Below are 19,111 nucleotides of genomic sequence, written 5' to 3'. Positions count from 1 at the left end.
CAAGCCGGGCGTATCTTTTCAGGCAAAACCCGGACGCAATGTTGCTTCGCGGGGATCCCCCTCAATTAATGCTTTCACTTTAGCGACCAGCTCATTCAGGCAGTCATCCTGCATTCCTAAACGCGTCAATTCCTGATCGAGGGAGAACAGGTACTGGGCGTTGGTACCCAGCGGCCCACTGGCGGCGGCGATAAGCGGCGCGATCACCTGCGTTCGGGTGTCAGATTCGTACAACGGATGGCGCGGGTCCATGATAAACACCAGCGCGTTGACGGTGCGACCGTTGTCGAGTTCAAGCTTGCACCAGCTCGGCATGTAGCAGCCGGTGATCATTTCGCGCTTCCACAGCAGCGCCAGCTCCTCTTCGAGGGTGTCGTCTGGCAGACGATAGGCCACACCGGTGGTGCGCCCGCCCTCTTTTAGTGCAAGCATTCGGCCAGGCTGACAGGCGCTGCCACGTCCGGCGGTCAGGCGCAGACAAAATGCGCGATGCCATCCGGGGAGCGTGCCCGTTGCGGATTCCACATACTCCAGCGCAGGATTCCACATCAGCGAACCATAACCAAATATCCATACCGGGCCTTCATCCGGGCGACAGGCAATTGTCGCTGCGAGCGACGCTGCACGTTGTTCAGCCGACCAGAGAAGCGATTCCTCAATAGCACCAAATGCCGTCTTACAATCTGCCTTCATTAAGAAATCACGCGTTAACACTTTCCACCTCCGCCACTGCATGCTTCCTTGCGACATCTTGTTGCGCCTTCCCGGCATTTCGTTTTCTGCTCATTTTGACAGCAGTTAATAAACGATAAGCAATTCACAGGCCAGTTGCAATACAACGAAAGTTCAACAGCCGGAAAAGTCAAAACAGAGGCGGCTAATCATAAGGCGACTATTTCTTTTTATGCCATTTATCATCCTCTCCTTTTTCATAATCATGTTTTACCGCCGCCCACGCGACACGATGGGCAGTCTCTTCGCGGCTCGCATCGTCGCGACGGTCCTCTTTATCCTTATATTGATCCCAGGCGCTGTTAAACGCCTCTTTATAAATATCCTGTGCGTGGGCAGGCAGTACATGCTGAACGCTGTCGGGCAGGTCGCTTTTCGATTTGTAGGGCATGATTCACCTCTTTTTGGTCAAAAAGATAAGTGTGGTCGATGGCTGTTTTCCCTGCCAGTCAAAATGACAATTGTGTGAAATTAATTAACTTAATACACTGTTATTTAGACTGTATTTATATTAAAAACGTTTTTACGGGCAGTTTGAGAAAAATCGCTACCGTGACGTAAAATTAAGTAAAACATCACTGGTAATTAACGGTTTTCTGTTAGTTTAATGGCCTGCAATTTCATTCTATAATTACAAACACCTGCATTGACGGAGTATCACATGACAACAACGCATGAGGCGGTTAAGACCCGCCACAAGGAGACGTCGCTTATTTTCCCGCTTGTGGCACTGGCTGTGCTGCTCTTCTGGGGAAGTAGTCAGTCACTGCCAGTGGTCGTTGGAATTAACATTCTTGCTCTTATTGGTATTTTATCCAGCGCATTTAGCGTCGTACGCCACGCAGATGTTCTGGCTCACCGCCTGGGTGAACCCTATGGCTCTCTGATTTTAAGTCTTTCCGTCGTTATTCTCGAAGTCAGCCTGATTTCCGCACTGATGGCGACGGGCGACGCCGCACCGACTCTGATGCGCGATACGCTGTATTCGATCATTATGATTGTTACCGGCGGCCTGGTGGGCTTCTCGCTGTTATTGGGCGGGGGGAAATTTGCCACCCAATATATGAATCTGTTTGGCATTAAACAGTATTTGATCGCCCTCTTCCCGCTGGCGGTTATTGTGCTGGTCTTCCCTATGGCGCTGCCGGGTGCGAATTTCACCACCGGTCAGGCGCTGCTGGTTGCCCTGATTTCCGCCGCGATGTACGGCGTCTTCCTGCTGATTCAGACCAAAACGCACCAGAGCCTGTTCGTGTATGAGCACGAAGACGACGGCGACGACGATGACCCGCACCACGGTAAGCCGTCAGCGCACAGCAGCCTGTGGCACACGGTTTGGCTGATCGTACATCTGATTGCGGTTATCGCCGTCACCAAGATGAACGCCAACCCGCTGGAAACCCTGCTGACAGAGCTGAACGCACCTGTGGCCTTTACCGGCTTCCTGGTGGCGCTGCTGATTCTCTCGCCGGAAGGTTTAGGTGCCCTGAAAGCGGTGCTGAATAACCAGGTCCAGCGCGCCATGAACCTGTTCTTCGGCTCGGTGCTGGCGACGATTTCACTTACCGTACCGGTGGTGACGTTGATTGCCTTTATGACCGGCAATGATCTGCATTTTGCGCTGGGTGCACCAGAGATGATTGTTATGGTAGCGTCGCTGCTGCTGTGCCAGATCTCGTTCTCAACCGGACGCACTAACGTACTGAATGGCGCTGCGCATCTGGCGCTGTTTATCGCCTATCTGATGACGATATTTGCCTGACGTTCTGCGCCATTGCCGCGCCGCCAGACATAAAAAAACCCGCCGCGGCGGGTTTTTTATTTGCTCAGAGATTAGTTGCTGGTATCCAGCTCATCGAAGCTCTTCACCAGATCGTCAATCGCTTTGATCTGTTTCAGGAACGGCTCCAGTTTATCCAGCGGCAGCGCGGATGGGCCGTCGCATTTCGCGTTAGCTGGATCCGGGTGCGCTTCGATAAACAGACCGGCCAGACCGGTCGCCATACCGGCACGCGCCAGCTCGGTGACCTGACCACGACGGCCGCTGGAGGCGGCACCAAACGGGTCGCGGCACTGCAGCGCATGAGTCACGTCGAAAATCACCGGGGAGTTGTTAGAGACTTTCTTCATCACGCTGAAGCCCAGCATGTCGACCACCAGGTTGTCGTAACCGAAGTTTGCGCCACGGTCACACAGGATGACCTGGTCGTTGCCGCCTTCAATGAATTTATCGACGATGTTACCCATCTGGCCTGGGCTTACGAACTGGGGTTTTTTCACGTTGATGACTGCGCCGGTTTTCGCCATCGCTTCAACCAGATCGGTCTGACGCGCGAGGAACGCCGGAAGCTGAATCACATCCACTACGTCTGCGACAGGCTGCGCCTGAGACGCTTCGTGCACGTCGGTGATCACTTTCACGCCAAACGTCTGTTTCAGCTCCTGGAAAATCTTCATCCCCTCTTCCAGGCCCGGGCCACGGTAAGAGTTGATAGAGGAGCGGTTGGCTTTGTCAAAAGAGGCCTTAAACACATACGGAATGCCCAGTTTCTGGGTCACAGTCACGTAGTGCTCGCAGATACGCATGGCAAGATCGCGGGATTCCAGAACGTTCATGCCACCAAACAGCACGAACGGCAGGTCGTTTGCCACGTTGATATCACCAATGCTAACCACTTTTTGTTTCATAGGATCGCCTTATTCAGGTGTGAATCGGAATTAAGATTAATGCAGTGTAATTTGTTTATGCGCGATCGAGTTGATCTGCGCGCGAATCATTTCGCTTATCGGATCTTCCGGGCACTGCTCAACGAAGTAATTCAAATCGTTGAGGGCAACGTGCTCACATTCCAGCTGCGCGTAGATAAGGCCACGGTCGCGGATCTCGTACGGGTCTTCCGGATTGAACTGCAGCAGCACTTCGCTCGCGCGCAGGGCCAGCTCCATCTGCCGCTCTTCCATCAGCGCGGCTTTCAGCGTATCCAGCAGTTTACGCACCACTTCGGCGTTATCCGCCTCATCGAGATCTTCGTTAAACAGCTCTGCCACCGGGCTAATATTGCCCTTCAGCCAGACATCCAGCGTGTGCTCGTCCAGCGTGTCGCCATTGAACGGATTGATCAGCCACATTTCGCCATCCAGCCACTCCGCGCGCAAAATCATCTGCGTCGGGAAAATGACCGGCACCAGCGGAATATCCAGCCGGTTAGCGACCCACAGCAAAACAGCCCCCAGAGCAACAGCGCTGCCCTGACGGTTTTTCAGTACCTGATCCAGCCACAGCGCGTCGGAGAGGCGATACACGCCGCGCGTGTCGCAAAAGCCCCATTCGCCGTAAAACAGCTCGATCAATTTTTCCAGCTGCCAGTCCTGAGGACGCGCTTCGCTGATCTCTTCACGCGCCAGGCTCGCCAGATTTTCCAGCTCATCGTAGACCCACTGCGAGGTGAAATCGTCACGGATCATCTCAGAGATCAGGACCATTCCATCGCAAAGCGGTACTTTATTAAATTCGAAATCGGCTAAGGACCTCATACTTACCCCAGTAACGGTATTCTTGTGGTGGCGAGTTTAATGATGATGTACAGCACCACCAGCCCCAGCAGGAAGGCGATAAAACCGGCCTGCTGGCTGCGCGGACGACGACGTCCAAGCGCGATAAAACCCAAAACGATGTAGATGATAACGCCAAACAGCTTTTCAGTCAGCCATGCGCCTTTATCAGTAAATGGCAGATAGCCCGTCAGCCACATCAGACCGGCGCCGGAAAACAGCAAAACCGTGTCAATACAGTGCGGCGCAACGCGCACCCAGCGGGCGTCGATGAGCGGATGGTTGCTGTAACGCCACCAGTAGCGCACCACGAAAAAGCTGATGGTCAGCACCACGGCGGCAATGTGCACAGCGATCAACACGCTGAAGGCGCTCATGGCTTTTTCCCCAGCGTCAGGCGTTCGTTGCCGCCGTAGTCACGACAGGTTTCGACGCTCGCGTATCCCGCCGCGCTAAACAGCGCACGGACCGCTGCCCCCTGCGTCCAGCCGTGTTCAAGCAGCAGCCAGCCGCCAGGCACCAGGTACTCGCGGGCTGTCGTGATGATGTGTTCGATATCGGCCAGCCCGTCGTTCGCTGCAACCAGCGCCGTGAGCGGCTCAAAGCGCACATCCCCCTGCGACAAATGCGGGTCGTGCTCGTCGATATAAGGCGGATTGCTGACGATCATCTCAAAGGCGTGCTGTGCCAGGGCAGAAAACCAGCTGCTTTGATTGATCTGAACGTTACTGAAACCCAGACGCGCAAGATTGCGCTGCGCCAGGGCTACCGCGTCAGGCATTACGTCGACCGCGGTAACCTGACAATCGGGGCGCTCGCTCGCCAGCGCCAGCGCAATCGCGCCGGTGCCCGTGCCTAAATCCAGGATGCGACACGGGCCGTCAGGCAGACGGGCCAGCGCCTGTTCGACCAGACACTCGGTGTCCGGGCGCGGGATCAGCGTGGCGGCTGAAACATACAGCGGCAGCGACCAGAACTCCCGTTCACCGGTCAGGTGCGCCACCGGCTCACCGGTTTTACGCCGGGCCAGCAGTGCCGCGAGCTGCGCTTCCTGTTCAGGCGTCAGCAGCGTCTCACCGAATGCCAGGAGATAAGTGCGCGCTTTTCCGGTGACATGTTCCAGCAAGATTTCGGCGTCGCGACGCGGGCTTTCACTGTTGGAAAGCTCGCTCGCGGCGGCACGTAACCAGGCCTGAAAATCCATTAGTCCTGCTCGGCCAGCGCGGCCAGCTGATCGGCCTGGTATTCCTGCACGATCGGCTCGATCAGGGAGTCGAGTTTGCCTTCCATCGTCTCATCCAGACGGTAAATCGTCAGGTTGATGCGGTGGTCGGTCACGCGGCCCTGCGGGAAGTTATAGGTGCGGTTACGATCGCTGCGATCGCCGCTGCCCAACAGGTTACGACGCGTAGACGCTTCAGCCTGCTGGCGTTTCGCCATTTCGGCGGCGCGAATACGTGAGCCGAGCACTGCCAGGGCTTTGGCTTTGTTTTTGTGCTGGGAGCGTTCGTCCTGACACTCCACCACGATGCCGGTCGGCAGGTGGGTAATACGGATCGCGGAATCAGTGGTGTTAACGTGCTGACCGCCCGCGCCTGACGAACGGAAGGTATCAATACGCAGATCGGCTGGATTGATATCCGGCAGTTCAGCTTCTGGCAGCTCCGGCATCACCGCAACGGTACAGGCAGAGGTGTGAATTCGCCCCTGAGATTCCGTCGCCGGGACGCGCTGCACGCGGTGCCCGCCGGACTCAAACTTCAGACGTCCATACACGCCGTCGCCGCTGATCTTGGCGATCACTTCTTTATAGCCACCATGTTCGCCTTCGTTGGCGCTCATGATTTCTACGCGCCAGCGGCGGGATTCCGCGTAGCGGCTGTACATGCGGAACAGATCGCCGGCAAACAGCGCGGCTTCGTCGCCACCCGTTCCGGCGCGGACTTCGACAAACGCGTTGCGCTCATCGTCCGGATCTTTCGGCAGCAGAAGAACCTGGAGCTGTTGCTCCATCTCTTCGGCGCGCGCTTTGGCGTCCTGCAACTCTTCCTGCGCCATTTCGCGCATTTCAGGGTCGTCGAGCATCATCTGCGCGGTTTCAATATCTTCCTGAACCTGCTGCCATTCAGTAAAGCAGCGCGCAACATCACTGAGCTGCGCATATTCGCGCGACAGGGCGCGAAAACGATCCTGGTCAGCAATAGTCGCGGCATCACCGAGCAGGGCCTGAACTTCTTCATGGCGCTCGTGCAAAGCTTCCAGTTTGGCGACGATAGAGGGCTTCATAGGCGTAAAATGCACCTTGTAATAGAAAATGGGTGTGTGGCGCTATTCCAGCCCGAGGCTGTTGCGCAGAATAGTCAGGCGTTCATCATCCCCGTCACGGGCTGCCTGTTGAAGTGATTTGGTTGGAGCATGGATCAACCGGTTGGTTAGCTTCCACGCCAGGTCCTGCATAATGACCTGCGGATCGCCGCCCTGCTCGAGGGCCGCCATCGCTTTGGCCGTCAGATCGTCACGTACCTGTTCCGCCTGACCACGGTATTCGCGAATCGTCTCGCTGGCGCTTTGCGCGCGCAGCCAGGCCATAAATTCGCTCGATTCCTGCTCGACAATCGTCTCTGCCTGCACCGCCGCCGCTTTACGCTGGGCGAGGTTGTGGGAAATGATACTTTGCAGATCGTCAACGCTGTAGAGATAGGCGTTTGCCAGCTTGCCGACTTCCGGCTCGACGTCACGCGGGACGGCGATGTCCACCAGCAGCATTGGCTGATTGCGGCGCGATTTCAGCGCACGCTCCACCATCCCTTTACCGATAATAGGCAGCGGGCTGGCGGTTGAACTGATAATGATGTCCGCGTCTTTCAGGCGTTCATCAATGTCGCTGAGGGCAATCACCTCTGCGCCCACTTCGTCTGCCAGTACCTGCGCGCGTTCGCGGGTCCGGTTGGCGATGATCATCTGCTTGACCTTGTGTTCGCGCAGATGACGCGCCACCAGCTCAATGGTCTCCCCGGCGCCGACGAGCAGCACGGTGACCGTTGAGAGCGATTCAAAGATTTGACGTGCCAGCGTACAGGCTGCGAAGGCAACAGAAACCGCACTGGCACCAATGTCGGTTTCGGTTCGCACACGCTTCGCCACGGAGAATGATTTCTGGAACATGCGTTCCAGCTCGCTGGCTTTGAGATGGCCTTTCTGGGAATCGGCAAAGGCTTTTTTGACCTGCCCGAGTATTTGCGGCTCGCCAAGCACCAGCGAATCGAGGCCGCTGGCAACGCGCATCAAATGGCTGACCGCATCATTATCATGATGCCAGTACAGACTATTGCGCAGCTCTTCTTCGTTCAAATTGTGGTAGTCGCATAACCAGCGGATAAGCGCTTCGTGGAGGTTGTCTTGTTCTTCCACGCTCAGATATAGCTCAGTACGGTTGCACGTAGAGAGCACCACACCACCCTGCACCATCGGCTGGGCAAGCAGGCTATCCAGCGCCTGGTCGAGCGTATCCGGCGAAAACGTAACGCGTTCTCGCAGCGAAACCGGGGCTGTTTTGTGGTTGATACCGAGTGCTAAAAGGGTCATGTGAGCGGGAGTAGTACCAGCGTTAATAAGGTTAGCAGGTCGCATCATACAGGATGCGCGAGATCAATAAAAGAGAGTGCCCCCTTTCGGAGTAATAGCCGTTTCCGGCTAATTTCATGATTTAAGACAATATGAACGTAGACGCTGCCACCGCCCGGCGCTAGCATTAAGGGTTATAACTGCAACGCATCTCAAGGATTTGTCACGACTATGGCCCGATTCATTCGCTTGTTACCGCTGGCGGCGCTGATTCTCACCGCCTGCTCGATTACTCCGCCCAAGGGCCCCGGCAAAAGTCCTGACTCACCGCAGTGGCGTCAGCACCAGCAAGAGGTGCGCAATTTAAGCCAGTATCAGACGCGCGGCGCGTTCGCTTATCTGTCCGATCAGCAAAAAGTCTACGCCCGCTTCTTCTGGCAACAAACCGGTCAGGATCGCTATCGCCTGCTGCTGCTGAACCCGCTCGGCAGCACTGAACTGGAGCTGAATGCCCAGCCAGGCACCGCACAGATCACCGATAACAAAGGCCAGCACTATACTGCGACAGATGCCGAAGAGATGATCGGCAAACTGACCGGTATGCCGATTCCGCTTAATAGCCTGCGCCAGTGGATCCTCGGTCTGCCGGGCGAAGCCACCGATTACAAACTCGACGACCAGTATCGCCTGAGCGAACTCAACTACACCCAGAACGGGAAAACCTGGAAAGTGGTGTACGGCGGCTATGACAGCGCAAGTAAACCGGCATTGCCATCCAATATGGAACTGACGGAAGGCAGTCAGCGTATTAAGCTCAAAATGGATAACTGGATCGTTAAATGATGAGCCAATGGCCCTCTCCGGCGAAGCTGAACCTGTTTTTGTACATCACCGGGCAACGCGCTGACGGCTACCACATGCTGCAGACGCTGTTTCAGTTTGTCGATTATGGCGACACGATCTCCATTGAACTGCGCGACGACGGCCAGATTCACCTGCTGACGGCCGTTGAAGGCGTTGCTCATGAAGATAATCTGATCGTGCGTGCCGCGCGGCTGCTGATGAACGCGGCGGCCGGCTCGGGAAGGCTTCCGGCGGGAAGCGGTGCCGATATCCATATCGAGAAACGCCTGCCTATGGGCGGCGGCCTGGGAGGCGGCTCTTCCAATGCCGCGACGATACTGGTTGCCCTGAACCATCTCTGGGGCTGCGGATTAACGCCTGATGAACTGGCCGCGCTGGGGCTATCGCTCGGTGCCGATGTGCCGGTGTTCGTTCGCGGTCACGCCGCGTTTGCCGAAGGGGTTGGCGAGATCCTCACGCCGGTCGATCCACCGGAGAAATGGTATCTGATTGCCCACCCTGGTGTGAGTATTCCGACCCCAGTTATTTTTAAGGATCCGGCGTTGCCACGTGACACTCCCGTCCGGTCAATAGAAACGTTACTAAAATGTGAATTCAGCAACGATTGCGAGGTTATCGCAAGAAAACGTTTTCGCGAGGTTGATGCGGTGCTTTCCTGGCTGTTAGAATACGCCCCGTCGCGCCTGACTGGCACAGGATCCTGTGTTTTTGCTGAATTTGACACCGAATTCGCCGCTCGTCAGGTGCTAGAGCAAGCCCCGGAATGGCTGCATGGTTTTGTGGCGCGTGGGATGAACACTTCCCCGCTACAGCAGGCCATTCTGGCGCAGACTGAGTTTCGGTGACAACGTCACCCTGTTCCAGACGTTGCATCGCGCTCTTTAATACACCGCCTGGATAGCGTTCGCCTGGCCCGCACAGTTAGTGGCGAATGTTATCCACCATTGGACGCATGCCTGAGGTTCTTCTCGTGCCTGATATGAAGCTTTTTGCTGGTAACGCCACCCCGGAACTAGCACAACGTATTGCCAACCGCCTGTACACTTCCCTCGGCGACGCCGCTGTAGGTCGCTTTAGCGACGGCGAAGTCAGCGTACAAATTAACGAAAATGTACGCGGTGGTGATATTTTCATCATCCAGTCCACCTGTGCTCCAACTAACGACAACCTGATGGAATTGGTTGTTATGGTCGATGCCCTGCGCCGTGCTTCCGCAGGCCGTATCACGGCTGTTATTCCTTACTTCGGCTATGCCCGCCAGGACCGTCGTGTCCGTTCCGCGCGTGTACCGATTACCGCTAAAGTGGTTGCTGACTTCCTGTCGAGCGTCGGTGTTGACCGCGTTCTGACCGTTGACCTGCACGCAGAGCAGATCCAGGGCTTCTTCGACGTTCCAGTTGATAACGTATTCGGCAGCCCAATCCTGCTAGAAGACATGCTGCAGCTGAACCTGGATAACCCAATTGTGGTTTCTCCGGACATCGGCGGCGTGGTTCGTGCTCGTGCGATTGCCAAACTGCTGAACGATACCGACATGGCGATCATCGACAAACGCCGTCCGCGCGCTAACGTCTCTCAGGTGATGCACATCATCGGTGACGTCGCTGGCCGTGACTGTGTGCTGGTTGATGACATGATCGACACCGGCGGCACGCTGTGCAAAGCCGCTGAAGCGCTGAAAGAACGTGGTGCTAAGCGTGTGTTTGCTTACGCAACTCACCCGATCTTCTCTGGCAATGCTGTCAACAATCTCCGCAACTCCGTCATCGACGAAGTGGTGGTGTGCGATACCATTCCATTAAGTGATGAGATCAAGGCGCTGCCAAACGTACGTACCCTGACCCTGTCAGGCATGCTGGCCGAAGCGATTCGTCGTATCAGCAACGAAGAATCCATCTCTGCGATGTTCGAACACTAATCGAACACGGCCCAAAAACCCGCTGCGGCGGGTTTTTTTGTCTTCATTACCTATTTGTATGATTAATACCTCCTTCACCTGCCATTCACATGACAGATGATGTGCTCACGGAAAAAGAGAATTGTGAAAAACGTAGCGTCCTCACATGTTCTGCCCTTTCGCGCCCTCATCGACGCCTGCTGGAAAGAAAAATACACTTCATCGCGTTTTCTGCGTGATGTCATCGCCGGGATCACCGTCGGGATTATTGCCATTCCACTGGCGATGGCACTGGCGATTGGCAGCGGCGTTGCCCCGCAGTACGGGCTGTACACCTCGGCAGTTGCCGGGATTGTCATCGCCCTGACGGGCGGGTCGCGCTATAGCGTCTCCGGCCCGACAGCGGCCTTTGTGGTGATCCTCTACCCGGTCTCCCAGCAGTTTGGTCTGGCCGGTTTGCTGGTCGCCACGCTGATGTCGGGCGTATTTTTGATTCTGTTCGGTTTGGCCCGTTTTGGTCGGTTGATCGAGTACATCCCGCTCTCCGTGACGCTCGGTTTTACCTCCGGGATCGGCATCACCATCGGGACCATGCAAATCAAAGATTTTCTCGGTTTGCAGCTCGCACAGGTGCCTGAACACTATCTGCAAAAGGTCGGTGCCCTGTTTATGGCCCTGCCGACAGCGAATCTGGGCGATGCGGCGATCGGTATCGTTACGCTCGGCACGTTAATTCTCTGGCCACGGCTGGGCATTCGCCTGCCGGGGCATCTTCCCGCGCTGCTGCTGGGCTGCGCAGTGATGGGCGTGGTGAACCTACTCGGCGGACACGTCGCCACTATCGGCTCGCAGTTTCACTACATTCTGGCGGATGGCTCCCAGGGCAACGGCATTCCTCAGCTACTGCCTCAGCTGGTGCTGCCATGGAATTTACCTGGCTCGGACTTCACCCTCAGCTGGGATTCCCTGCGCGCCCTGCTTCCGGCGGCGTTCTCAATGGCGATGCTCGGCGCGATTGAATCGCTGCTCTGCGCGGTGGTGCTCGACGGTATGACCGGCACCAAGCATAAAGCCAACAGCGAGCTGGTCGGCCAGGGGTTGGGTAACCTTATCGCGCCGTTCTTTGGCGGTATTACCGCCACGGCAGCGATTGCCCGTTCAGCGGCCAACGTGCGCGCCGGGGCTACCTCGCCAGTGTCTGCGGTGATCCACTCTCTGCTGGTGATCCTCGCCTTGCTGGCGCTCGCCCCGCTGTTGTCGTGGCTCCCACTCTCAGCGATGGCCGCCCTGCTGCTGATGGTGGCGTGGAACATGTCTGAGGCGCACAAAGTGGTGCATCTCCTGCGCCGCGCGCCGAAAGACGACATCATCGTGATGCTGATCTGTATGTCCCTGACGGTGCTGTTTGACATGGTGATCGCCATCAGCGTCGGGATTGTGCTGGCCTCGCTGCTGTTTATGCGCCGCATTGCGCAGATGACGCGCCTGTCACCGGTGAATGTCGAGGTGCCGGAGGATGTGCTGGTGCTGCGCGTTATCGGCCCACTGTTCTTTGCGGCGGCGGAAGGTTTGTTCAGCGATCTGGAATCGCGTATTTCCGGGAAGCGGATTGTGGTGCTGAAATGGGATGCAGTCCCGGTGCTGGACGCAGGCGGTCTGGATGCATTCCAGCGCTTTGTGAAGCGTCTGCCGGAAGGCTGCGAACTGCGGGTGAGTAATCTTGAGTTCCAGCCCCTGCGCACCATGGCGCGCGCGGGTGTGCAGCCGATTCCGGGGCGCCTGGCGTTCTACCCGAATCGCGAAGCGGCATTAGCGGATCTCTAAACATAAAAACGGCTCCATCAGGAGCCGTTTTTGTATTCATCTTTTGCAGGCCGGTTATCGCTGCGGTGACCCGGCAGATGTACTAGCTAGGTTTATGCTGGTCCCGGCGGCAGCGTTTGTCGTAATGGCGTACCCACCAGTATCGGTCGCTGACCTGCTCATGACCACTCACGCGGGCCCCTGCCAGCCACAAAACCGCACCTAAAAAGATGCTCAGCACCGCGCCGTGCGCGAAGTATTGTGGGAGGTCAAGTTGCGGCAACTGGTTTAAAATAGAATAACCCACACCTGCTACCATCACGAACAGGCCCAACCCCATTAGCACGTTACCGAGTCGTGAAGCGTTTCTGCGTTTCATATGTCACCTCCGGAACTTTGGGTTGCAGGGAAATGTCCCTAATCCTTGTGTGTAAAGTATAGACAACGGGTCTTTTATGAGTTGCGTGAATGATCACAATAATGAGCACGCCCGAGACAAAAGTTTACAAATAAGCGCCTGAACAGCTTGAAATTCTAATGATTCAAACCCGTCATTATTCAAATTTCCCCTCTTCCTGCCGCAGAATTTTGTCAAGCGGCGCGCCAGACAGTAAACTACGCGGCAAATCTGGAACCTTTAGGAATTGAAACGTGACGATTAAACTGATTGTCGGCCTTGCCAACCCAGGCGCAGAGTATGCGGCCACCCGCCATAACGCCGGAGCCTGGTATGTCGATCTGCTGGCCGAGCGGTTACGTGCCCCCCTGCGTGAAGAGCCGAAATTTTATGGCTATACCTCGCGTATCAACCTCGCGGGTGCCGATGTGCGTCTGCTTGTTCCGACCACATTCATGAACCTGAGCGGTAAAGCCGTGGCGGCGATGGCGACGTTTTATCGCATCAATCCGGATGAAATTCTGGTCGCCCACGATGAGTTGGATTTACCGCCCGGTGTCGCTAAATTCAAACTCGGCGGCGGTCACGGCGGTCACAATGGCCTGAAAGACATCATCAGCAAACTCGGCAATAACCCGAACTTTCATCGTTTACGCGTGGGAATCGGCCATCCGGGCGATAAAAACAAAGTTGTCGGTTTTGTACTGGGTAAACCACCCGCTTCCGAGCAGAAGCTTATTGACGATGCCGTAGACGAAGCGGCGCGCTGTACCGAGGTGTGGCTTAAAGAAGGTTTGACCAAAGCGACAAATCGTTTACACGCCTTTAAAGCGCAGTAGTCCGCGCGAGACGCCATTTTTACCGCGCGTGACGGCGGTTACGTGTATAATAGGCAAAGTTATTTACTTTTCTTCAATCGGTTAATGCTAACGGGTTGAATATCAAGACATTAAGGTGATTTAAAGATGGGATTTAAATGCGGTATCGTTGGTCTGCCAAACGTGGGCAAATCCACCCTTTTTAACGCGCTCACCAAAGCGGGTATCGAAGCAGCAAACTTCCCGTTCTGTACGATTGAGCCGAACACCGGCGTCGTGCCGATGCCTGACCCACGTCTGGATCAGCTCGCTGAAATCGTTAAACCACAGCGCATTCTGCCAACCACCATGGAATTCGTCGACATCGCGGGCCTGGTAAAAGGCGCCTCCAAGGGCGAAGGCCTGGGTAACCAGTTCCTGACTAACATCCGTGAAACCGAAGCCATCGGCCACGTGGTGCGTTGTTTTGAAAACGACAACATCATCCACGTGAATAACAAAGTCGATCCGGCTGACGATATTGACGTTATCAACACTGAGCTTGCCCTGTCCGATCTGGACACCTGCGAACGCGCAATCCACCGCGTGCAGAAGCGAGCCAAAGGCGGCGATAAAGACGCGAAAGCCGAACTGGCAGCCCTGGAAAAATGTCTGCCACAGCTGGAAAACGCAGGCATGCTGCGCGCGCTGGATCTGACAGAAGAAGATAAAGCGGCGATCAAATACCTGAGCTTCTTGACCCTGAAGCCAACCATGTACATCGCGAACGTTAACGAAGACGGTTATGAGAACAACCCTTACCTCGACAAAGTGCGTGAAATCGCCGCTGGCGAAGGCTCCGTCGTCGTTGCTGTGTGTGCTGCCGTTGAGTCTGACATCGCCGAGCTGGACGATGCCGACCGCGAAGAGTTCATGGCTGAGTTGGGCCTGGAAGAGCCGGGCCTGAACCGCGTTATCCGCGCGGGCTACGAGCTGCTGAACCTGCAAACCTACTTCACCGCTGGCGTGAAAGAAGTGCGCGCATGGACCATCCCTGTCGGTGCCACCGCTCCGCAGGCGGCCGGTAAAATCCACACCGACTTCGAAAAAGGCTTTATCCGCGCACAGACCATCGCGTTTGAAGACTTCATCACCTACAAAGGTGAACAAGGCGCGAAAGAAGCCGGCAAGATGCGTGCAGAAGGTAAAGATTACATCGTCAAAGATGGCGACGTAATGAACTTCTTGTTTAACGTCTAAATAAAATGTGTTGGCTGACGAGATATCAGCAACAACAAACTTTATAGAATCCACGCTCCGGCGTGGATTTTTTATTTGTATAAAATTACAGGTATAATCCCGGCAAATTTCAAACAGGTTCAGATACGAAGATGACAAAACTTACCTTACAAGAGCAGATGCTCAAAGCAGGCCTGGTCACCAGCAAAAAAATGGCCAAAGTGCAGAGAACGGCGAAGAAATCCCGCGTGCAGGCTCGCGAGGCGCGTGAAGCGGTGGAAGAGAACAAAAAAGCCCAGCTCGAACGTGATAAGCAACTGAGTGAACAGCAAAAACAGGCGACGCTGGCGAAAGAGTTTAAAGCACAGGTGAAACAGCTGATTGAGATGAACCGCATCGTGGTGTCACGCGGAAACATCGATTTCAACTTCACCGATAACAACCTCATCAAAAAGATCGTTGTCGATAAAACGACGCAGACGCAGCTGATTAGTGGCCGTCTCGCCATCGCCCGCCTGGTGGTGGATGGGGCAAGTGAAAGTCAGTACGCGATTATTCCGGCAAGCGTCGCGGATAAAATCGCCCAGCGTGATGCAGACAGTATCGTACTGAACAGCGCCCTGAGTCAGGAAGAGCAGGACGAGGACGATCCATACGCCGATTTCAAAGTGCCTGATGATTTGATGTGGTAATGACGTTTGCGGTCAGAACGGGCTGGCATTACGCGCCGTGATGCGCTCTTCGCTCACGGGATGCACAAAGTGCAGCTCGCTGGCGTGCAGCATCAGACGCGGCGTGCGCTCAGTACCTGGCAGCGTGAGGCCACCATACAGATCGCAGCCTAAAATAGGGTGCCCCAGCTGCTGGCAGTGAATACGCAGCTGATGGGTGCGCCCGGTTTCCGGAGTCAGCTCGACCCGCGTCAACGGCAGTAACACCCCTTCCCTTTCCTGATAAATACGTTCAACCACCCGATAGCGAGAGCGCGCGGGCTTGCCCGTGATGGCGCAAATCGACATCAGCGGGAACAGCGCCGGATCTTTGGCAATCGCTGCATCTATCACCCCGTCGTTATCGTCCAGATGCCCGCACAGCAGCGCAGTGTAAATCTTGGTCACGCGACGCTCGCTAAACTGCTGGCACAGTGCCGCGTTGATAGCCTTATTGCGGGCCACCACCATCAGCCCGGACGTGCCGAAATCCAGGCGGTGCACGAGGGTGCAGCCAGGGAAAATCTTCACCAGTCGATAATGCACCGAGTCGAGATTCTGCGGATTTTTCCCCGAAAGACTCAGCAGCCCCGCCGGTTTGTTGATCAGCACCAGATGCGCGTCCTGATAGAGAATTTCAATCTCGTCGAGACACGGCGGGGCAATAAAGGTATCGATAATCGTAGACATCAGGCTGCACGGATAAAGAGTGGGAGCGGATGATAACGAATTTTCATCCTGGTGGCGAATCAGCCTGCCGCCCCCGCTGGAATTATCTATACTCCCTTTCATCTGCCCTCACCCTGTAAGGCCGCCCGTGTTTGCTACTCTTCTTGTCGCTGTCGTTGCCGTCATCCATCTCTATATTCTGGTGCTCGAAATGTTTTTGTGGAACACCAAAACCGGTCAGAAAGCTTTTAATTTGAGCGCCGATTTTGCGCGTGAAACCCGCGTTCTCGCTGCGAATCAGGGGCTGTACAACGGCTTCCTGGCGGCGGGATTGCTGTGGGGCTTATGGCTCGGCGAACGCGGTGTTTCGGTGATATTCTTCTTTCTGATCTGCGTGCTGGTTGCAGGTATTTTTGGAGCGGTAACCGCCAGTCGGAAGATACTTTATGTGCAGGCGCTTCCAGCGCTTGCCGCGATCGTGGCACTAATAGCCCGTTGAGATCATCCGTTACCGTTTTATTTCCTCATCCGGAACAATAAAGCGTTACGTCTCACCCCCCGCCTGATATCTCTCCCCAGCATCATGCGTAGCTGAAGACCTGAATCATAACGGCAACGCTTTGCCAAATGTGGGCATTATCCCTTTATCAGGCTATGCAGAGAAAAAGCAATGAGCAACATCCCGCCGGCAATGTTGACGTATTTTTTGAGCATTAACGGGTTCGTTTTTTTAACCGAAAATATCAGTGTCTGGCTGACAGAGAAAAGCCAAACGCTCATCACCACGACATGCACAGATGCCAGCGTCAGGTAATTACTAACCCCTCCCTTTATCCCGGCGAACTGTGAAACGACCGTCACATAGAAAAGGATGGCTTTTGGGTTCAAAACATTCGCAAGCCACGCATCTTTTAACGTCACCGCATGCTTTGAATCACTAAACCCGCCTGTATTGACCGTTATCCCACTGCGGATAAGCATCGCGCCCAACCAGAGCAGATAGGCCGTTCCGGCAACTTTGAGTACTGCAAACGCTGCCGGGGACGAGATGAGCACAGCAGTCACACCCAGCCCTATTAAAACCGCATGGGTGTATATGCCCAACGCTGTTCCGGCGAGCGTTCTGATTAGGCCTTTGTGACCACCAGCCAGAGCACTGTTCATAACGAGAGTGAAGCTTGCGCCGGGGGACAGTGCTACAGGCAGTAGTGCTGGCATAAAGCCGAAAATGTTCACATCCATAGATTTTGGATAGTAATGGACACTCTCACAGATTGCCAGTTGAGGCGCTGCGTAACCCTCTGCACTGCCACCGTAATCAACAACCGCAAGATGCTGTTCAAGGTCACCGATTCACTTTCTAAGCCTGGAGAAAACTGACGCCGGTTATGCTCCATTGCCAGCCTGAACTTACCCCTCAGACTGCCAGTAAAGCGGCGAACCAAACACCTCAAGATAGTAATCGATAACCGCCCTGACGTTCAGCGGCGGATGGCGGGTGTGAGGGTAGATAGCCGCAATGTTCTGTGGCTCCGTTTTAATAGAGGTATCCATATCGGTCAGTAGCGCGATCAGCTCACCGCTTTTCAGTCTTTCAGCAATCAGCCAGTCCGGAAAAAGCACAATGCCCATCCCGCCCAGAGCCGCAATAAGCAAAGTCTCTGCGTTATTGGACGACATCAGTGGCGACACGGGATAGTGCACCCACTCCTCACCTGGCCTGCGAACCAGCCAGCGGTTTGGCCCGGAAGAGCCACTGTAGACAAGGCATTTGTGGCGTCCGAGATCCTCCGGGCATTCAGGCATACCGTATTTATCCAGATACGCAGGCGACGCAGCCAGGTGATAAAACTGCTGCCCGAAAACGCGCGCATGAAAGGAAGAGTCAGCCAGAACGCCAATCCGGAAAATGACGTCAGCGGCATCCCTGTGTGGATCGATGTAATCATCGGTCAGCGTCAGCTCAATGGTCAGACGGGGGTAACGCGCCGTCAGACCCGGTAGTCCTGGGGCCACATGCCGCTGTCCGAAAAATACCGGGGCATTAATGCGAATTAAACCTGAAGGCTCAAGCGCACGTTCATCCAGTTCGCGGCGGGCATCCTCAAGATTACCGGCCATGGCGCGTGCGTGCCGGATAAAAAGGTGGCCACTTTCAGTTGGGATAACCGCGCGTGTGTTGCGATAAAAAAGCTGCTGACCGAGCGCGTCTTCAAGATGATGGATAACTCGTGAAACCTGCGAAGCCGATATTCCTTCGCGGCGCGCGACCACGGAAAAATTCTGCGTTTCATACACGTCAATAAAGATTAAAAGAGAACGGATACTGATATTGCCTGCGCCATGCATTGATGCAAATCCTGCAAAGGTGTTTCCTGAATTATGGCATTTTTCACATCTCAGACCAGGTGTAATCTTCTGCGCTTAGACAACCGTAGAGAGTTTGCTATGCAACTGGTACTGATTTTAATTGTTATCGCGGGCGGAATGGGACTGTCTGTAGAGGCTGGTCTGCTGGGGCCGCTGGGAGGAGAAGTCGGCGATTTATGGGCGACATTCAGCGTATTCGGGGTGGGTGCGGCCCTGACGTTTTTGCTGATGCTGTTTTTCAGTCCACGCAATAGCCCATCCTTTTTCGCGCAGCCCTCCTGGAACCTACTGGGCGGGGTGCTCGGCCCTGTTTACGTCATTATTCTGACCATCGCTACACCGGCAATCGGTATCGCTATGACGATGATAGGCATTCTGGCAGGACAGGTATCCAAAAGCCTGATCATTGACCACTATGGTCTGCTGGGCACGCCACATCGGAAAATTGACAATAAACGCATTATCGCGCTGATTTTTATCGTACTGGCGCTGGTTCTTGTTGCTCGGGGTTAAGAAA

The 19,111-nt window shown here is 55.1% G+C and carries 22 protein-coding genes; 10 read left to right on the top strand and 12 right to left on the bottom strand.

The window, feature by feature from the left end:
* Window positions 1–18: 18 nt before the first annotated feature.
* Window positions 19–714, bottom strand: coding sequence for a gamma-glutamylcyclotransferase (locus DAI21_RS14445; RefSeq protein ID WP_107703426.1), 696 nt, complete (start codon window positions 712–714; stop codon window positions 19–21).
* Between the two features lie 178 nt (window positions 715–892).
* Window positions 893–1,123, bottom strand: a complete 231-nt coding sequence (gene chaB / locus DAI21_RS14440) for a putative cation transport regulator ChaB (RefSeq protein ID WP_100779917.1) — start codon at window positions 1,121–1,123, stop codon at window positions 893–895.
* A 270-nt stretch (window positions 1,124–1,393) separates the two neighbouring features.
* On the opposite strand from chaB, the gene chaA reads away from it, so the two are divergent.
* Window positions 1,394–2,494: a sodium-potassium/proton antiporter ChaA gene (chaA, locus tag DAI21_RS14435; protein WP_100779916.1), complete on the top strand. Its 1,101-nt coding sequence runs from the start codon at window positions 1,394–1,396 to the stop codon at window positions 2,492–2,494.
* 71 nt (window positions 2,495–2,565) lie between these two features.
* Here the strand turns inward: chaA and kdsA are convergent, their stop codons facing one another.
* The 6 genes from kdsA to hemA are packed head-to-tail and all read right to left on the bottom strand — an operon-like array spanning window position 2,566 to window position 7,869.
* Window positions 2,566–3,420: a 3-deoxy-8-phosphooctulonate synthase gene (kdsA, locus tag DAI21_RS14430; RefSeq protein ID WP_100779915.1), complete on the bottom strand. Its 855-nt coding sequence runs from the start codon at window positions 3,418–3,420 to the stop codon at window positions 2,566–2,568.
* Between the two features lie 36 nt (window positions 3,421–3,456).
* Entirely contained in the window at window positions 3,457–4,266 is an 810-nt protein-coding gene (gene sirB1 / locus DAI21_RS14425; protein WP_100779914.1) for an invasion regulator SirB1, read from the bottom strand.
* Window positions 4,267–4,268: 2 nt separating this feature from the next.
* Window positions 4,269–4,661 carry an invasion regulator SirB2 gene (gene sirB2 / locus DAI21_RS14420; RefSeq protein ID WP_107703425.1) on the bottom strand — a complete coding sequence of 131 codons (393 nt, stop codon included), beginning with the start codon at window positions 4,659–4,661 and terminating at the stop codon, window positions 4,269–4,271.
* Window positions 4,658–5,488 carry a peptide chain release factor N(5)-glutamine methyltransferase gene (gene prmC / locus DAI21_RS14415; RefSeq protein ID WP_107703424.1) on the bottom strand — a complete coding sequence of 277 codons (831 nt, stop codon included), beginning with the start codon at window positions 5,486–5,488 and terminating at the stop codon, window positions 4,658–4,660. The genes sirB2 and prmC overlap by 4 nt, the downstream gene beginning before the upstream one ends.
* Window positions 5,488–6,570, bottom strand: a complete 1,083-nt coding sequence (prfA, locus tag DAI21_RS14410; RefSeq protein ID WP_100779911.1) for a peptide chain release factor 1 — start codon at window positions 6,568–6,570, stop codon at window positions 5,488–5,490. The genes prmC and prfA overlap by 1 nt, the downstream gene beginning before the upstream one ends.
* Window positions 6,571–6,612: 42 nt before the next feature.
* Window positions 6,613–7,869: a glutamyl-tRNA reductase gene (gene hemA, locus DAI21_RS14405; protein WP_107703423.1), complete on the bottom strand. Its 1,257-nt coding sequence runs from the start codon at window positions 7,867–7,869 to the stop codon at window positions 6,613–6,615.
* A 210-nt stretch (window positions 7,870–8,079) separates the two neighbouring features.
* Between hemA and lolB the strand changes: the two genes are divergently transcribed.
* The 4 genes from lolB to dauA all read left to right on the top strand — a co-directional run bounded on the left by lolB (window position 8,080) and on the right by dauA (window position 12,433).
* Window positions 8,080–8,691, top strand: a complete 612-nt coding sequence (gene lolB, locus DAI21_RS14400; protein ID WP_107703422.1) for a lipoprotein insertase outer membrane protein LolB — start codon at window positions 8,080–8,082, stop codon at window positions 8,689–8,691.
* Entirely contained in the window at window positions 8,688–9,557 is an 870-nt protein-coding gene (ispE, locus tag DAI21_RS14395) for a 4-(cytidine 5'-diphospho)-2-C-methyl-D-erythritol kinase (RefSeq protein ID WP_107703421.1), read from the top strand. The genes lolB and ispE overlap by 4 nt, the downstream gene beginning before the upstream one ends.
* A gap of 125 nt (window positions 9,558–9,682) precedes the next feature.
* Window positions 9,683–10,630, top strand: a complete 948-nt coding sequence (gene prs / locus DAI21_RS14385; protein ID WP_003856663.1) for a ribose-phosphate diphosphokinase — start codon at window positions 9,683–9,685, stop codon at window positions 10,628–10,630.
* A 123-nt stretch (window positions 10,631–10,753) separates the two neighbouring features.
* Entirely contained in the window at window positions 10,754–12,433 is a 1,680-nt protein-coding gene (gene dauA, locus DAI21_RS14380; RefSeq protein WP_107703420.1) for a C4-dicarboxylic acid transporter DauA, read from the top strand.
* An 82-nt stretch (window positions 12,434–12,515) separates the two neighbouring features.
* Here dauA and ychH read toward each other — a convergent pair whose 3' ends face one another.
* A complete protein-coding gene (gene ychH / locus DAI21_RS14375; protein ID WP_100779906.1) occupies window positions 12,516–12,791 on the bottom strand; it encodes a stress-induced protein YchH in 276 nt (91 codons plus the stop codon).
* Window positions 12,792–13,063: 272 nt separating this feature from the next.
* Between ychH and pth the strand changes: the two genes are divergently transcribed.
* The 3 genes from pth to DAI21_RS14360 all read left to right on the top strand — a co-directional run bounded on the left by pth (window position 13,064) and on the right by DAI21_RS14360 (window position 15,537).
* Complete coding sequence (pth, locus tag DAI21_RS14370) at window positions 13,064–13,648, top strand: aminoacyl-tRNA hydrolase (protein WP_100779905.1); 585 nt, start codon at window positions 13,064–13,066, stop codon at window positions 13,646–13,648.
* A 126-nt stretch (window positions 13,649–13,774) separates the two neighbouring features.
* Window positions 13,775–14,866 (top strand): redox-regulated ATPase YchF, encoded by a 1,092-nt coding sequence (gene ychF / locus DAI21_RS14365; RefSeq protein ID WP_107703419.1) that lies wholly within the window; start codon window positions 13,775–13,777, stop codon window positions 14,864–14,866.
* A gap of 131 nt (window positions 14,867–14,997) precedes the next feature.
* Window positions 14,998–15,537 (top strand): DUF2058 domain-containing protein, encoded by a 540-nt coding sequence (locus DAI21_RS14360; RefSeq protein WP_100779903.1) that lies wholly within the window; start codon window positions 14,998–15,000, stop codon window positions 15,535–15,537.
* A 12-nt stretch (window positions 15,538–15,549) separates the two neighbouring features.
* On the opposite strand, the gene DAI21_RS14355 is transcribed toward DAI21_RS14360, so the two are convergent.
* A complete protein-coding gene (locus tag DAI21_RS14355; RefSeq protein ID WP_107704260.1) occupies window positions 15,550–16,245 on the bottom strand; it encodes an RluA family pseudouridine synthase in 696 nt (231 codons plus the stop codon).
* 127 nt (window positions 16,246–16,372) lie between these two features.
* Here DAI21_RS14355 and DAI21_RS14350 point away from each other — a divergent pair, with 127 nt between their 5' ends.
* Window positions 16,373–16,723 carry a DUF1304 domain-containing protein gene (locus DAI21_RS14350; RefSeq protein WP_100779902.1) on the top strand — a complete coding sequence of 117 codons (351 nt, stop codon included), beginning with the start codon at window positions 16,373–16,375 and terminating at the stop codon, window positions 16,721–16,723.
* Window positions 16,724–16,860: 137 nt separating this feature from the next.
* Here the strand turns inward: DAI21_RS14350 and DAI21_RS14345 are convergent, their stop codons facing one another.
* Window positions 16,861–17,466: a LysE family translocator gene (locus DAI21_RS14345; protein ID WP_107703418.1), complete on the bottom strand. Its 606-nt coding sequence runs from the start codon at window positions 17,464–17,466 to the stop codon at window positions 16,861–16,863.
* Between the two features lie 168 nt (window positions 17,467–17,634).
* Window positions 17,635–18,573, bottom strand: a complete 939-nt coding sequence (locus DAI21_RS14340; RefSeq protein ID WP_107703417.1) for a LysR family transcriptional regulator — start codon at window positions 18,571–18,573, stop codon at window positions 17,635–17,637.
* 99 nt (window positions 18,574–18,672) lie between these two features.
* On the opposite strand from DAI21_RS14340, the gene DAI21_RS14335 reads away from it, so the two are divergent.
* Window positions 18,673–19,107: a DMT family transporter gene (locus DAI21_RS14335; protein WP_100779898.1), complete on the top strand. Its 435-nt coding sequence runs from the start codon at window positions 18,673–18,675 to the stop codon at window positions 19,105–19,107.
* Window positions 19,108–19,111: the final 4 nt, after the last annotated feature.

It is taken from the genome of Lelliottia sp. WB101, from assembly GCF_003051885.1.
GTDB classification, from domain to species: domain Bacteria; phylum Pseudomonadota; class Gammaproteobacteria; order Enterobacterales; family Enterobacteriaceae; genus Enterobacter; species Enterobacter nimipressuralis.
The sequence above is the reverse complement of the archived record's forward strand: the minus strand, read 5'-3'. Positions and strand labels throughout refer to the sequence as shown.

What these genes read in the sequence shown, in the direction of transcription:
- chaA (WP_100779916.1), top strand. Translation starts at nt 1,394, where the DNA reads ATGACAACAACGCATGAGGCGGTTAAGACCCGCCACAAGGAGACGTCG.
- prfA (WP_100779911.1), bottom strand. Translation starts at nt 6,570, where the DNA reads ATGAAGCCCTCTATCGTCGCCAAACTGGAAGCTTTGCACGAGCGCCAT.
- ychH (WP_100779906.1), bottom strand. Translation starts at nt 12,791, where the DNA reads ATGAAACGCAGAAACGCTTCACGACTCGGTAACGTGCTAATGGGGTTG.
- kdsA (WP_100779915.1), bottom strand. Translation starts at nt 3,420, where the DNA reads ATGAAACAAAAAGTGGTTAGCATTGGTGATATCAACGTGGCAAACGAC.
- sirB2 (WP_107703425.1), bottom strand. Translation starts at nt 4,661, where the DNA reads ATGAGCGCCTTCAGCGTGTTGATCGCTGTGCACATTGCCGCCGTGGTG.
- prmC (WP_107703424.1), bottom strand. Translation starts at nt 5,488, where the DNA reads ATGGATTTTCAGGCCTGGTTACGTGCCGCCGCGAGCGAGCTTTCCAAC.
- lolB (WP_107703422.1), top strand. Translation starts at nt 8,080, where the DNA reads ATGGCCCGATTCATTCGCTTGTTACCGCTGGCGGCGCTGATTCTCACC.
- DAI21_RS14335 (WP_100779898.1), top strand. Translation starts at nt 18,673, where the DNA reads ATGCAACTGGTACTGATTTTAATTGTTATCGCGGGCGGAATGGGACTG.
- ispE (WP_107703421.1), top strand. Translation starts at nt 8,688, where the DNA reads ATGATGAGCCAATGGCCCTCTCCGGCGAAGCTGAACCTGTTTTTGTAC.
- DAI21_RS14360 (WP_100779903.1), top strand. Translation starts at nt 14,998, where the DNA reads ATGACAAAACTTACCTTACAAGAGCAGATGCTCAAAGCAGGCCTGGTC.
- DAI21_RS14340 (WP_107703417.1), bottom strand. Translation starts at nt 18,573, where the DNA reads ATGCATGGCGCAGGCAATATCAGTATCCGTTCTCTTTTAATCTTTATT.
- hemA (WP_107703423.1), bottom strand. Translation starts at nt 7,869, where the DNA reads ATGACCCTTTTAGCACTCGGTATCAACCACAAAACAGCCCCGGTTTCG.
- ychF (WP_107703419.1), top strand. Translation starts at nt 13,775, where the DNA reads ATGGGATTTAAATGCGGTATCGTTGGTCTGCCAAACGTGGGCAAATCC.
- sirB1 (WP_100779914.1), bottom strand. Translation starts at nt 4,266, where the DNA reads ATGAGGTCCTTAGCCGATTTCGAATTTAATAAAGTACCGCTTTGCGAT.
- DAI21_RS14355 (WP_107704260.1), bottom strand. Translation starts at nt 16,245, where the DNA reads ATGTCTACGATTATCGATACCTTTATTGCCCCGCCGTGTCTCGACGAG.
- chaB (WP_100779917.1), bottom strand. Translation starts at nt 1,123, where the DNA reads ATGCCCTACAAATCGAAAAGCGACCTGCCCGACAGCGTTCAGCATGTA.
- DAI21_RS14345 (WP_107703418.1), bottom strand. Translation starts at nt 17,466, where the DNA reads ATGGATGTGAACATTTTCGGCTTTATGCCAGCACTACTGCCTGTAGCA.